Annotated in this window: 12 protein-coding genes; 8 read left to right on the plus strand and 4 right to left on the minus strand. The window is 60.5% G+C overall.

Features of this window, described 5'->3' with window-relative positions; all coding sequences use genetic code 11:
* Positions 1-222: 222 nt before the first annotated feature.
* The gene (locus BMY54_RS13570; protein ID WP_093433317.1) at positions 223-5,691 is read right to left on the minus strand and encodes a trifunctional serine/threonine-protein kinase/ATP-binding protein/sensor histidine kinase; all 5,469 of its coding nucleotides are present in this window, start codon (positions 5,689-5,691) and stop codon (positions 223-225) included.
* 48 nt (positions 5,692-5,739) lie between these two features.
* Positions 5,740-6,411: a response regulator transcription factor gene (locus BMY54_RS13575; protein ID WP_093433320.1), complete on the minus strand. Its 672-nt coding sequence runs from the start codon at positions 6,409-6,411 to the stop codon at positions 5,740-5,742.
* A 202-nt stretch (positions 6,412-6,613) separates the two neighbouring features.
* Here BMY54_RS13575 and BMY54_RS13580 point away from each other — a divergent pair, with 202 nt between their 5' ends.
* The 5 genes from BMY54_RS13580 to BMY54_RS13600 all read left to right on the plus strand — a co-directional run bounded on the left by BMY54_RS13580 (position 6,614) and on the right by BMY54_RS13600 (position 11,154).
* Entirely contained in the window at positions 6,614-7,621 is a 1,008-nt protein-coding gene (locus BMY54_RS13580; protein WP_093433323.1) for a GlxA family transcriptional regulator, read from the plus strand.
* A 130-nt stretch (positions 7,622-7,751) separates the two neighbouring features.
* On the plus strand, positions 7,752-8,117 hold the full coding sequence (locus BMY54_RS13585; protein ID WP_093433326.1) for a response regulator transcription factor: 366 nt from the start codon (positions 7,752-7,754) through the stop codon (positions 8,115-8,117).
* Between the two features lie 217 nt (positions 8,118-8,334).
* Positions 8,335-9,537, plus strand: coding sequence for an NAD(P)/FAD-dependent oxidoreductase (locus BMY54_RS13590; protein WP_093433598.1), 1,203 nt, complete (start codon positions 8,335-8,337; stop codon positions 9,535-9,537).
* 54 nt (positions 9,538-9,591) lie between these two features.
* Positions 9,592-10,521 carry an MBL fold metallo-hydrolase gene (locus BMY54_RS13595; protein ID WP_093433329.1) on the plus strand — a complete coding sequence of 310 codons (930 nt, stop codon included), beginning with the start codon at positions 9,592-9,594 and terminating at the stop codon, positions 10,519-10,521.
* A gap of 159 nt (positions 10,522-10,680) precedes the next feature.
* The gene (locus BMY54_RS13600) at positions 10,681-11,154 is read left to right on the plus strand and encodes a short chain dehydrogenase (protein ID WP_093433332.1); all 474 of its coding nucleotides are present in this window, start codon (positions 10,681-10,683) and stop codon (positions 11,152-11,154) included.
* A gap of 42 nt (positions 11,155-11,196) precedes the next feature.
* Here the strand turns inward: BMY54_RS13600 and BMY54_RS13605 are convergent, their stop codons facing one another.
* Positions 11,197-11,631: an HhH-GDP family DNA glycosylase gene (locus BMY54_RS13605; RefSeq protein WP_093433335.1), complete on the minus strand. Its 435-nt coding sequence runs from the start codon at positions 11,629-11,631 to the stop codon at positions 11,197-11,199.
* A gap of 195 nt (positions 11,632-11,826) precedes the next feature.
* Between BMY54_RS13605 and BMY54_RS13610 the strand changes: the two genes are divergently transcribed.
* Positions 11,827-12,075, plus strand: coding sequence for a DUF6555 family protein (locus BMY54_RS13610; protein WP_077572547.1), 249 nt, complete (start codon positions 11,827-11,829; stop codon positions 12,073-12,075).
* 2 nt (positions 12,076-12,077) lie between these two features.
* Positions 12,078-12,248 carry a hypothetical protein gene (locus BMY54_RS30610; RefSeq protein ID WP_175559598.1) on the plus strand — a complete coding sequence of 57 codons (171 nt, stop codon included), beginning with the start codon at positions 12,078-12,080 and terminating at the stop codon, positions 12,246-12,248.
* Here the strand turns inward: BMY54_RS30610 and BMY54_RS13615 are convergent.
* Positions 12,230-13,237, minus strand: a complete 1,008-nt coding sequence (locus BMY54_RS13615; protein ID WP_093433338.1) for a Rossmann-fold NAD(P)-binding domain-containing protein — start codon at positions 13,235-13,237, stop codon at positions 12,230-12,232. The genes BMY54_RS30610 and BMY54_RS13615 overlap by 19 nt on opposite strands.
* 492 nt (positions 13,238-13,729) lie before the next feature.
* Between BMY54_RS13615 and BMY54_RS13620 the strand changes: the two genes are divergently transcribed.
* The gene (locus tag BMY54_RS13620; protein ID WP_093433341.1) at positions 13,730-14,092 is read left to right on the plus strand and encodes a DUF6124 family protein; all 363 of its coding nucleotides are present in this window, start codon (positions 13,730-13,732) and stop codon (positions 14,090-14,092) included.
* The last annotated feature ends 23 nt before the right edge of the window (positions 14,093-14,115 follow it).

A 14,115-nucleotide genomic window follows, 5' to 3' on the forward strand; every position in this document is an offset into this window, starting at 1 on the left:
CCCCGAAAGAAGCCCCCTTCAACCGCCGCAGTTCTTATCAACCCCATGATCTGGATGGGATTATTTTGATGTGAAGACGCGTCACCTTACCCGGCCTGTCAGATGATTCAGTAGCCTGATTGCGTCATGGTTGTGTCTGATATCGACATATCGAAACCAATCGGTCGCAATGAATACCGATAAGTCACCCAGTATCTGACGACAGATACCCTCATCTCGCCCTCACCTCCCCGCACACCCCGGCAACGTAAACACCACACGCGCCCCACACGGCGCGTTCGCCTCCGCCCACAAGTGACCGTCATGGGCTTCGATGATCGACCGGCAGATCGACAACCCCATCCCCAACCCGGTGACTTTGGTGGTGTAGAACGCGGTGAAAACCTCCTCCACCTGATCGCAGGCAAATCCCGGTCCCGAGTCGCTTACGACAATCCGCACGTCTTTCCCGACAGACTCGCTGACAATGATTAACCGACGCTCGCCCTCCTCGATCACCGCCATGGCCTCCAGACCGTTGATGATCAGATTGAGCAGCACCTGTTGCAGCTCGACGCGGTCAACCAGCACGGCAGGCAAATCGTTGACAAGGCGCGTGGTGACCGCCGCGCCATAGCGGGCCGCTTCACCCCGGGTAAACCCGACCATCTCGCCCACTACCGCGTTGAGGTCCACCGGATGTCGTTGCGGCGGTGTTTTGCGGATCAATGCGCGGATACGTCCGAGCACGTCGGCCGCGCGGTTACCGTCGTTGATGATGCGTCTGAGGCCCTGTTCAACTTCATCGGTGTTCGGCGGTTGCGCGCCGAGCCAGCGCAACGCCGCGTTGGCATTGATCACGGTGGCGGCGATTGGCTGGTTGACTTCATGGGCAATGGACGCTGCCAACTGGCCCATGGTCGCCACGCGATTAGCGTGGGCCAGTTCCGCTTGTACCTGGCGATATCGGCGCTCGCCTTCGCGCACTTGCTCTTCGGCCTGTTTGCGTTCGCTCAGGTCAAGCACGAAGGCCACGCCCTGCTGCTGACTGGCTTCGAATGCGGCCAGACCGACGATCACCGGCAGGCGAGTGCCGTCCTTGCGGATGTATTCCTTCTCGAACGGCTGGGCGCGCCCGGTGCGGATTGCCGTCGCCAGCGCGGCTTCACTTTTCATGCGCAGTGGCGGCGGTGTCATGTCGCGCCAATGCACCCTGCCTGACAGCAGATCGTCGCGCTCGTAACCGACCATGCGCAGGAACGCGTCGTTGGCCTCAATGATTTCACCGTCGACACTCCAGACGATGATGCCGATGATATTGGCGTCGACCAACCGGCGAATCCTCGCCTCGCGCTCGGCGACGTCTCGATACAGCCGCGCGTTGTCCAGCGAGATCGCCGCCTGCGAAGCCACCAATCGCAATACGGCAATGCGCGCCGGACTGAACACACCCGCAGATAGATTGTTCTCCAGGTACAGCGCCCCGGCAATCCGGCCCTGATTCATCAACGGCAGGCACAGGATCGAGCGAGCGCCGCGTTGATGAATGTACAGATCAGCGGCAAATGCCGGATCGGCGACGGCATCGTCCAGACACAGATTTTCACCGGTGCGCAGGGTCTGGTAGAGCACCGATTCGGCCAGCATCGATGAACTTACCGGCTCATGGCAAAGCAGCGCGCTGTCGTCACCGACACTGGTTTTCGCGGCGATATACGGCGCCTCGCCTTCGATCAGAATCAGCCGGCCATGCTCGGCGCCAGCCTGTTCGATAGCGGTGCGCATGACCATTTCGATCAGTCGATCCAGCACGATCTCGCCTGAAACGGCCTGGGACACCTTGAGAACCGTGGCCAGATCCAGATGCTCGACCGGGGTGGCGATGGTCGCAGTCGGACCGGGCACCGTATCTTCATTGCGCAGATAACGGTGCTGTAGCTCCAGTTGCCGCACCTTGCCCTCTGCCCCCCAGCGCAAGTAACCGTAGCGCGCATCTTGCAGGTACAGGAGGGCGATTTTGCTCAGACCACGGGCACTGTAGAACCGCGCTGCGAGTTCGTTGGCCAAGGCTTCGACATGCACAAAGCCGTTGTCCCTGGCCAACTGAATCGCTTGCTCGTACAGCATCTCGGCTTCGATCAACTGCCCGGTGACCCGAGCGATTTCGGCTGCGACCAGCGCCGTCTGACTGGCGAAGGTTTCCGCACAGTGTTGCGCCCAGGTTTGCAGTTGATCGTGGTGCTCGCCCAAGCGTTGCAATCGGTCGGTATCGGCTTCGCCGTGGGCAGCCAACGTTAACGCTGCGTAAAAGTGAAATTCGGCCTCTTCAAAAAACGAGGAGATCACCCACAACAGTTCCCGGGCCTGCGCCGCGCAATCGGCGGCCGCTGCGTAATCCCCGGCCAGATAACGCGCCTGCAACTTGCGCACCCAGTACTTGCCCCGAGCCAAGGCCAGGTCCGGAGCAGCGAGGTTCGCCTCAAAGCGTGTCTCATCGAATTCTTCATCATTGAAACTGCCAAACACCGGGGTCTGCCCTCGCAACATGCGGATCAGTGCCCGTTGGCAACTCATGAAACTGATCACCAGACCGAAGCGGATTCTTTGCGAGTAAGCCAGACCCGTTTCAGCCTGCACCTGCACTTCCGCCAGCGGCTCGCCAATGAACAGCAAGTCGGAAATCAGGCTATTGCCAGCGTAGGCTGCATAGGGCAAATCGCCGGTGCGGTTGCCGGCGCTGAGCGCACGCCGCAGCAATTCGCGGCACTCGCGCACCGGGCGCATCCAGCGCACCACGAAGATCGAAAAGCACAGGTAGGTACGCGCTTCGTATTGCGCAAGGCCACGGCGGTCGACCAGATCGCAGCCCAAGCGGCCAAAGCGGTAACCGCTGGCATAATCGCCGAAGCGCCGCCCGGCAACCCGCACAACATTGGCGTAGAGCATGCAGGAGGCGTCGCAATTACCGTGCTCCAGGCTCAGGTTAACGGCTTTGCATATGGTCAGGCAGGCGAGGTTCGCATCGGACTGCAACGCCGGGGCCAGCAGTTTGCTCAACGCTTCCAGTGTCACCAGCGTGGCCGGATCCTCCATCAGTGGCAGGTCGATCAACTGCTCGATGCTGCGCTCACCCAGTTGCCTCCAGATGTGTTGGTATTCGGCGCGCACCTGCTGATCGTCCGGATGCGCCGTCCAGTCGATACCGACCTGACGTAAATACGTCAGGCACACATTCACCGCGCGGTCACTGCGGTCGAGCAGCAGGCAGACATCCATCAACAAACAGGTGACTGCCGCCCGCTCTACCGTGGTCTCGACGCGCTCGGCCAGTGCAGTCAGGCGCGCATCGGCCAGTGCCAGTTGCCCAGTGAGAAATTCGCACTCGGCGCGGTTCAGCTCCAGAGCAAACCCCAGTTCATGGCGACGGTCATCACCGTGCTCGCCGAGCAACGCCGCACCCGTGCCCAAGTAGCTCAATGCTGAGGTGTAAGCGGTCGAAGCCTTGGCACGCTGACCTGCGAGCAGGTTGAATTCGGCCAGCTGTTCGCGTTCGGCCCGCGCGCTGATCAGACTGGCGCCGCGATTGAGTTGCCCGACGATTTCGAAGATCGCGTCTTCACGCCCCTCCGCTGGCGTCTGCAGGGCGAGCAAACGGCCGATGCGCAGATGAGTTTGCGCACGTTCGGTTTCCGCGGTTAGTGAGTATGCCGCCTCGTGGATACGGTCATGGACAAACGCACAAGTACCGTCGTGAAACTCCACCAGTTCCTGGCGCACCGCCGGCCACAGCGCCGCGTGCACCCGCGCCGTCGGCAGGTCAAGCACGGTGGCCAGCGTATCAATGCGCGCTACGTTGCCCAGGCAGGCCAATTGTTGCAGGGCCTGACGCGTGTCCAACGGCAGACGCGCCAGTTTGCCAACCATCAGATCGACCACGTTATCGGTGTAGCCCTTGGCGTTGATGAGTGCCAGATCCCAGCGCCAACGGTTGAATTGGTGGTCGTAGATCAGCAGCTGTTCTTCGGCCAACGCGTGAAGAAACTGGATGACGAAAAACGGATTGCCGCCGGTCTTTTCCAGCACCAGGCGCGCCAGGGCAACGATGCTCGCGGGTGGGCAGCGCAGGGATTCTGCGATCAGTTGCTCGATGTGCACGCTGGCCAGCGAGGTCAGGCAGATCTCGTCGATATGCACGCCGCCATTACGCAGCACTTTGAGTTTGCCGCTGAGCGGGTGGTCGGCATCGACCTCGTTATTGCGGTACGCGCCCACCAGCAGCAAATGCCCAAGCTCCGAGCGGGTCAGCAGATCTTCGAGCAGATCGAGGGTCGCTGCGTCGAGCCATTGCAGATCATCGAGAAACAGCGTCAACGGATGTTCCGGCCGAGCAAACACGCCGATGAAACGCTGCAACACCGCCATGAAGCGCTGCTGCGCCTGCTGCGGTTCAAGCTCCGGCACCGCTGGCGGTTCACCGATAATCAACTTGAGTTCCGGGATCAGCTCGGTCATCAACCGTGCATTCGGTGACAGTGCCTGCAACAACGCCGCACGCCAGTCAGCGAGCACCTCGCGACGCTTGCCCAGCAGCGTTCGCACCAATCCTTGAAAGGCCTGGACCAGCGTCGCATAGGGGATGTCGCGCTTGTACTGATCGAACTTGCCAGCGGCGAACAATCCCCGCGACGGCACCAGCACTTTGTGCAGTTCACTGACCACCGAGGATTTACCAATGCCGGAGTAACCGGACACCAGCACCAGCTTCGGCGAAGGAGCCTGCACCACCTGGGCGAAAGCATCGATCAGGGTTTGCACTTCGCGTTCACGACCGTAGAGCTTTTCCGGGATCAGCAAGCGATCGATCGCGCCCTGCTCGTTCAACGTGAACACATCGATCCGCCGCGCCCGACGCCAGTCGTCCAGACAACGACGCAAGTCATGTTCGACGCCGGCGGCGGTTTGGTAGCGCGCTTCGGCGGTCTTGGCGAGCAGTTTCATGACTACCCGCGAGAGCATCAACGGCACCGTGGCCACGCGTTCGCATGCAGGCATCGGTTGCCGCGCAATGTGGCAATGCACCCACTCCATCGGGTCGTTGGCGTTGAACGGCAGCGAGCCGGTAAGCATCTGGTACAGCGTCACACCAAAGGCATACAAATCGCTGCGCGAATCGATCGAACGATTCATTCGACCGGTTTGTTCCGGCGCCATGTAGGCCAGGGTCCCGGCAATGGTTTCTGGCGGCGCGGGGGCCTGACGTTCGCGCGGCAGTCGCGAGGCTAGACCGAACCCCATCAACCGGGCTTGTCCGTCGTGGCAGTTGACAAGGATGTGCTGCGGTTTGAGATCCTTGTGCACCAGCCCACACAGGTGCAAACGGCCAAGCGCTACGGCTATGTTGATTGCGTGCAACAGACAGGTTTCAGTGTCCAGCGGCGTGATCAGCAGACGCGACAGCGGCTCGCCGCCGGGGTCGTCGAATAACAAGTGCGTGGTTCCGCCCGCGCGTTCAAGGGCTTGCGGTTGCAGCGCCCATTCATTGTGCAGAGCGTCTTTGAGGCCGTATTCATGCGCCAGCCGGTCGAGGGTTGCGGGCAAAGGCTGAGCGATTGCCGGACGCACTATCAGCACGCTGGCGCTCTCCCCCTGTCCTCGTTTGCGGGAGAACACCCGCTCGCCGTCGTCCCACAAAATCTGTTGTTTGCTGGCCATCGGAGTCGACACCGTCAAAGGGGTTTCTGTCACGCGCTGAAGCTCGGTTCAGCTTGTCCGCAGCGCCGGCTCGATGCCCAGCGATTCGGCAATACGCACCAGATCGGCGACCGAACGTGCAGCGAGTTTCCTCATGACCTGCCCGCGATGGACTTTCACCGTCACTTCGCTGAGATTGAGTTGCGCGGCGATCTGCTTGTTCATCAGCCCGCCAATGACGAAACCGAGCACTTCGCGCTCACGTGCCGTCAATGTTTCGTAGGCTTGACGAAACGCCGCGCCGGATTGTTCGGCGAGTAGTCGCGCACTGTCGCGGGCCAAAGCACTGGCCACCGCATCGAGCATGTCCTGATCACGAAAAGGCTTGGCCAGGAAATCCACCGCGCCGGCCTTCATCGCCTTCACGCTCATGGCGATATCGCCGTGACCGGTCATGAACACGACGGGAATGCGCAGGCCGTTTTTTTCCATCTGCTCCTGAAAGGTCAGGCCACTTTCACCGCGCAAACGCACATCGAGCACCAGACAACCGGGCACGTCGCGTTTGGCCGAAGCGAGGAAGTCTCGGGACGTTTCAAAGGTCTGCACCTGCAGGCCGATCGAACGCAGCAAACCGTCGAGGGCCTGACGCATGGAGGCGTCGTCGTCGACCACATAAACCACCGGTTCCCTCAGCACGGACGGGGCTGCGCTGGGGCTGGAATGCGACCACAGGGTCATCGTGAGTCCTCGGCGAGATCGCAACGTGTGCGATGTGCAGGTGAATAAATCTAGTCCATGATGGCGAACGCAGCCAGAGGCCAGCCAAACGGTCGCGCAGCAGGCTAGCAGTCGACGCGCATTGCCGACAGGCCAGAAACCCCTGAAAATCGGCCATGCCCTTTCCCCTCCTTCTTCAGCCGTTTGAACAGGCAGGATTTCAATGTCCAGCATTCCCTTCACCGCTACGCCCGAACCGCGCGACGTGGTGTTTATTGCCTACCCGCGAATGAGCCTGCTCGACCTCAGTGGCGCGCAAACGGTGTTCTGGGCCGCGAGCAAAGCCTTGGCCGAAAGATGCCAACCCGGTTATCAGTTGCACACCGCCAGCCTTGAGGGTGGTTTGGTCAATACCGTTGAAGGTTTGGCCGTGGACACCCGAGCGCTGCGCGAATTGGACATTGCCGCGCTGCACACCCTCGTCGTACCCGGCGCACCCGATATCTGCCAGACCCTCGACGAGCATGCCGAACTTACCGCGTGGTTGCGGCGTAATGCTCCTGTCGCGAGGCGAGTGGTGTCGGTGTGCAGCGGCGCTTTCCTGCTGGCCCAGTCCGGTTTGCTCGACGGCTGCCGCACCGCCACGCACTGGGCCATGTGCGACAACCTGCGCGAGCGCTTCCCGGCGATCGACGTGGATGCCGATGCGATCTTCATCCAACAGGGCAAGGTCTGGACCTCGGCGGGGGTCACGGCCGGTATCGATCTGGCCTTAGCGCTGGTCGAGGCCGATTACGGCCGCGAAGTGGCGTTGCAGGTTGCCCGCGAGCTAGTGGTGTACCTCAAGCGCCCCGGTGGTCAGGCGCAATACAGCACATTGCTGCAAGCGCAGGTGCAGGACAGCCCGCAGTTCGACCCGTTGCACTTGTGGCTGATCGATCACCTGGACGATCCGAAGTTGACTGTAGAGCGACTCGCCGAACAGGCGAAAATGAGCCTGCGCAATTTCACCCGCGTCTACAAACAGAGCACCGGGCGCACGCCGTCCAAAGCCATTGAACTGTTCCGCCTCGAAGCGGCCAGGCGCATGCTGGAGAACTCGGCGCACACCATCGACAAGGTTGCGCGTCTTAGCGGCTTCGGTGATGAAGAGCGGCTGCGCGCCTGCTTCCAGCGTCACCTGTCGATTTCACCGCGCGACTACCGCAGCCGCTTCAGCCGCGAAGGTTGATGCCGAAAACCGCTGACGCTCAAAAAGTCTCCACGGACTATACCTAGGTATAGTTTTGCGCCGGTGCTGAGGGCGTATGGTGCAAGAACGACAGGAGTCGCGATATGTGCCCGTCCGGCCAGGGAGCCCTATGCAGCATAAGGTTGTCATTGCGGTGGTTGACGACGACGAGGCCATTCGCGATGCACTCGCAGGTTTGCTTCGCGCCTTCGGTTATCAGGTGTTCACCTATCCGGGCGCGCAGGCATTCCTTGAGTCAAAAAGCCCGGCGCAGACACACTGCCTGATCTCCGATATCCAGATGCCTGGCATGAGCGGCCCGCAACTGCACGAAGCATTACGCGCACAAGGCTGGCGCATTCCGGTGATTTTCGTCACCGCCCATCCCGAAGAATTCCACACCCGCGCGCCCGGCGTCATCGCTTGTCTGCCCAAACCCTTCCCGCCCGACACCCTTCTCAACCACATCGACTTTGCCCTGAACCGTCCTCTGTAGCGTGTTCGATACCTTCGTATACCGCCCTTCGACCCATGCGTAATCCGCACACACCGATGGACAACTGCGCCCGCAGCGCCCACGCCATAGCATTGATTTCGACAGCGGACGATTAAACGCCATGCAGTACGGCAAGCAGTTTGCGGCGGCCAGTGATCATCACGCCAGTGTCGGAAAAAACTCGGGTTATCCATCCATCAGCATCAGGGAGCACATTATGAAACAGCAATTATTGGTGATCGGTGCGGGGTTCGGCGGGCTGTGGAGCACGTTGAGCGCCGCGCGTTTGCTGGATATGCATGACCGCCACGATGTGGAGATCACACTGCTCGCCCCGCAAGCCGAACTGCGCATCCGTCCGCGCTTCTACGAACCCGATGTCCACAGCATGTACGCGCCGCTGGATGCGCTGCTCGCTGCCGTGGGTGTGCGTTTCGTCAAAGGCACCGCCGAGAGCATTGACAGCCAGGCACGCCGTGTCGGTTATCGCGATGAGGCCGGTCGCCCGGGTGAGCTGACTTACGATCGTCTGGTGCTGGCCAGCGGCAGTCAACTGGCGCGTCCGCCGGTGCCGGGCCTGAAAGAGAATGCGTTCGACGTCGACCAGATCGAGTCGGCGGCACGCCTGGAGCGCCACCTACACGCGCTGGCCAGCCAACCGGCCACCGCCGCGCGCAACACCGTGGTCATCGCCGGTGGTGGCTTCACCGGTATCGAAACCGCGACCGAAATGCCGAACCGTCTGCGCGCCATTCTCGGCGAGCTGCAAGACATTCGAGTGATCATCGTTGATCGCAGCAAAGACATTGCCGCGACCATGGGCGACGGCATCCGTCCGTCCATCATCGAAGCGTCAAAAGAACTGGGCATCGAGTGGATCATCGACGCCACGGTCGCCGCCGTGGATGCCAACGGCGTCACCCTCGCCGACGGTCGCCACATCGAGAGCAATACCGTGATCTGGACCGTGGGTTTCCGCGCCAGTCCACTGACCGAACAGCTCAATGCCGAACGCGATGGCCAAGGGCGTCTGCACGTCGACGGCAATCTCAAAGTGCAAGGTCTTGAGCACGTGTTCGCCGCCGGCGATGTCGCCCGTGCTGCCACCGACGACGTCGGCAATATCTCGGTGATGTCCTGCCAGCACGCGATCAGCCTTGGTCGTCATGCCGGCAACAACGCCATTGCTGATCTGCTTGGCGTGACGCCGACCACCTACCGTCAGCCGAAGTACGTGACCTGCCTCGATTTGGGTGCTTGGGGCGCGGTGTACACCGAAGGCTGGGATCGCCAACTGAAGCTGGTGAAAGCCGAAGCCAAGGAACTGAAGACGCAAATCAACAGTGTGTGGATCTACCCGCCGGCCGCTGACCGTCGCACCGCCCTCGCCGCTGCCGACCCGATGATTCCGGTGGCCTGATCTCGCCCCCATTGTCCAAGAACCGATGTCTTGCCTGATAAAAAGGAGAACACCATGACCATACATCTGGATTCCTTCACCGCCCACAAGGCCACCCTGCAAACCCCGACCGAAGAGCTGGTGCCATCGCGTTACGCGCTGCGCCTCGGCAACATCGACGTGATGGTAATCAGCGACGGCGTCCTGCCGCTGCCGACCCAAACCATGTCGACCAACGCCGATCCCGCCGAGCGCGCCGCGTGGTTCAAAGAGATGTATCTGGGTCCCGACGCGTTCGACTGGGCACTCAATGTGCTGGTGGTGCGCAGCGGCGAACAGGTGATCCTCGTCGACGCCGGCCTCGGCGGACAATTTCCCGGTTTCCCTCGCGCCGGGCAGTTTCCCAAACGCCTCGCGGCGGCCGGTATCGACCTCGCGGACGTCACCGATATTGTCATCACGCACATGCACATGGACCACATCGGCGGCTTACTCGTCGAGACGGTGAAAAATCGTCTGCACGACAACGTGCGCATCCACGTCACCGCCACCGAAGTCGACTTCTGGACCTCGCCGGACTTCACCAGCACCGACATGCCCGCGCCTGTGCCGGACGTGCTGCGGTCCACCGCCAACGCCTTCATCCAGCAATACCAAAGCAAACTGCACATCTTCGAGGACGCGTTCGAAGTCGCCCCCGGCGTGGTCGCAAAACTCACTGGCGGCCACACCCCGGGCCACTGCGTGGTTTACGTGAACTCCGGCGACGAACGCCTGACCTTTGCCGGCGACGCCCTGTTCCCGGTTGCCTTCGACCATCCGGACTGGCACAACGGCTTCGAGCACGATCCTGATGAAGCGGTGCGCGTGCGCGTGCGCCTGCTGCAGGAAGCAGCGGCCAGTGGCGAACTGTTTGTCGCCACACATCTGCCCTTCCCGTCGGTCGGCCGCGTTGCCGTCAATGGCGAGGCGTTCCGCTGGATTCCGGCGATCTGGGATTACTGATTGAGCTAGCGCCACACCGCTTCGCCCGGCCTTGGTCGGGCGAAGTTGTTTTCGCCTGTTACAGGTCCGTTCCGGGACAACCGCTACCTTTCCTCCTTTACATGGAACGACGGTCGATCCTTGTTCTCTACCACTGAACCTACAGTGGAGGGATTGACCATGATTGCCCCTGAAACCGGTATGAAACCGGGTGAGCGTTACTGCATTGAAAGCGTCGAGCGCGCGCCGCAATTTCCTGGATTTTTCCTCGATGGCAAGTATTACCTGGGCCCCGAGTTGCAGACGGCCGTCGGCTGGCTTGAAGGACAGAATTTCCTGTATGACCAACTCGATCCCAATGGCGAGCCGGTTTATCCGGGCAGAATCGTTGGCACGATTACCGCGCGGACACTGGAACTGACGGATGGGTTGCGTCTGAGCATCGAGGAAATGCCGTTTCAGGCAGAAGCCGTTTCACCATTGCGGACGTTTGACGAAGTGACCGTTAAAACCCGACCTCTGACGATATCGCAGCGGCACACGACAGCCGGCCGCCAGCCGATGCAACCTTCTGCGCTGTTGGTTGCAGGCGCGGCATTGCTGGTAGGGCTGTGCTTGTTGGCGATCAATCGTTCTGGCCGTCGAGTCAAATAGGCTTTGCACGACGCGGGCGGTGACCGTTTTTTACGGCCGCGATCAAAGGCTGATTACAGCGCTGGCTTCGCGCATGAAGATCTCCACGGTCTTCGGACCGATACCATCGAACTCCGCCAGTCGCCTCTCGAATGCCTGGCGATCAGGGCTTGCCTCGACCATGTGGCTGACCTTGCCCGCGTACTCGTCGTTAAGCTTGCGTGCCAAGGCGTGCAGCCGCACGGCAGTGGTCTCGTCGTAACGCACGTAATGCGCCTTCCCTAGCATCGCGACCAGTTCACGATGGCTGCACGCAGCCAGTTTGCGCGGCGTATCGCGCCCGTGTTTATCGGCAATCACCCGATACGCTTCGGCGGCGATTTCAGCCTGTATCCGCTTGCCCATCAAGAAGCTCGCGAGCAGCCATTTGAACAAGCCACCGTCATCGTTGTGCTTAAGCTGAATGTTCAAATCCCTGGCGCTGATGGTCTTGTTCACCGCTAACCTCCGGAGTTGAAATCGTGGGGATTTTTCGTCCTCTGCCTGCCTGGTAAGTACTTGATCGTTAGGCTGCCGCCGGTTCCAACCGTTCAAAGCAAAACACCTACCAGCGGCCTGAAACGAACTCCCGAAAATCCTTTGAATTTTTTTCGTCGGCAAAACTCATTTGCGTATGAGCGTAAGGAGGAGCGCATGAGTAACGTCGACATCTTCGTCATCGAATACAAACTTCACGGCCAGCCAAAGTCATTCGTCATCCGCGCAAAAACCATGCGCAACGCTGACGCATGGCATTGGGCGAGTTGCGACGCCGGCATTGCGCCGATTCCAAAACCCGGCAAGCCTCCGTTGAAAGTCATCTCCAAACCCCAAGCCGAGCGGTTCGGTATCACCGAGGTGAAATGGCGCGAAACGGCGACGGTGGACTGGACGGAGGCTTAGTCATGTTCAAACAGATCGGTAAGATCATCTGGGTGAGGTGCCGGTGGCTGACGGTGGGGTTTGGCAGTCACCGTGAGCAAATCATCGCTGGCGAGCACTTAAAGGCTCGTCAGCGGCTCATTGAGCAAAATCAGCATTCCGAAAGAGGCCTGCCCTACTGCACATTCAGTTGAAGCAACTCACCACCCTGTTCACTCAGACGCTGCAGATATGCACCGGCGTCAAGCAACTGATAAGGAAAGTAAAGACCTGCCGGAGTCGGCGGCTGACCATCCAGCCCAAGCAATCGCTCCAGCAGCATGGCGACGCTCAGACCCGTCAACGCTGCAGCGCCTGCCGGGTGAACGAGAGCATGCCGGGTGTGCAACGGGCGCCCTTGATGATCCTCACCCAGCAGTTCGATAAGAATCTCGGTCGACATCGGCCGACCGGCGCGCCGCGATGAACTCACTCCGCTGGCGAGATTGAACTGAACATTTGGCGCATCGGTGGCCGCCGCCAGCCCGGTGACATCGATGGACGAGAAGCCGCTGGCTTGCATCGCCGTGCCGTCCAGCGCTCGGAAGCTGACGTTCTTGTCCACCCCTTCGCGCCAGAGGTAATCGCCCTCGCGCCGAGTCAGGGCGGCGGGCAGCATCTTGTTCAGGTGTTCGAAATCCTTAGCCACGGTCGGCCCGCCGCCATCCTGCTCGTCGACCAACGCATCGATGCGGATGTCGCGCACCCGGGCAAACGCCTTGGCAAGATGCAGCGTCGCCACGGTCGTCGCGCCCACCATCCATTCGTAACCCAACACAATGGGCGACGCATCAGGTCGATGGATGAAATTGGCAATTTGCGGCGCTATCTCGAAAATGCCGGAAGAAATGCTCAGGTGCGCCACCCGTCGCCTCTGCGCGAAACGCAACCCGGCAAGGGAATGATCCATATAGAAAACCGCCACGGCACTGACCGGGCGATCACCCAGCCCCAGGTCATCGGCAGCAGGGTCAATGACCACGCCCTGCGCCCCGCCCATTTCCTCGGCGGCTTGCTCAGCCTTGGCCAGGTCTCGGCCGCCGATCAGCAACGGGACGCCGGGATAAGCAGCACGCAACGCTTCGGCAGAACGGTGGCCAATGGCGCCGGAACCGCCCAGGAACAAAATCGGGTGAACTGACATGGGTATCCTTCCTCGTCTTTTGGGGTTGTAACCTAGTGTTAGGTGCGTGCCCTGTCGTGAGGGTTCCCCGCCACTGCCTGAGCTGGAGAGTGGACCGACGAATGTCATTTTGAACAGCGTGTTGATGAGCCGTGTTTAGGCGTCTTTCATGGTTGTTTAAAAGACACGTCGCGTTACCTGCTTAAGGCTACAACGTCTTGCGCCATTGCCTACGACTACGCCAGAATCCGCCGGCTTGTGCGTCTCAAGGGCCACCGGTAACTTTGTTCGCATCACTGATTCCCAGTGATCGGGTTTAGTAGCCCGTGGTAAATGAAAGTGCACAAGCGTCCATTAGAAGGTATTCACTTACCTGCACTTGATGGCGGCTGTGCGTAGGGCGCCCTCGGGCGCGCCGGCTTTCTTCTTTTCCCCGGTCTACTAACCTGCGTACAGCTGCCACCCCCTGTTTAGTAGCTCGGAGCGGCGGCCACCCAACAGGAAAAAGAAGAAATGTTCAAGATCACGCCAAACCCGCCGGAGACAGATCCGGCCTCTCCGTACGAATCACCCGACTCAAAGAAATTCCACGAAGCCGCCGAACGCGCCCTCGACCACTACCTCAAACCGGCCGACCGGATAATGGCCACGCCGTACCGACCCAGCACAATGTTCCAGGCCAACCCGAAAACTGCGACAGAAGAATTACTGGTCAATGCCAGTGAATCGCTAGGCTCTGCTTCGGTGATGTTGGGCAACGTGATCGGAATGGTGGAAGGCCCCGCGCGCAAGACCCTTCAGGGCATTGCGCAAGTGGTAATGCTGGGCGAATTGGCGGTAAATCAAGCGCTGGATAAAGTTGTGCCAGTGGATTGATGAGTAATCCCTTTGTGGCGGCG

The organism is Pseudomonas sp. ok266, from assembly GCF_900110195.1.
GTDB classification, from domain to species: domain Bacteria; phylum Pseudomonadota; class Gammaproteobacteria; order Pseudomonadales; family Pseudomonadaceae; genus Aquipseudomonas; species Aquipseudomonas neuropathica.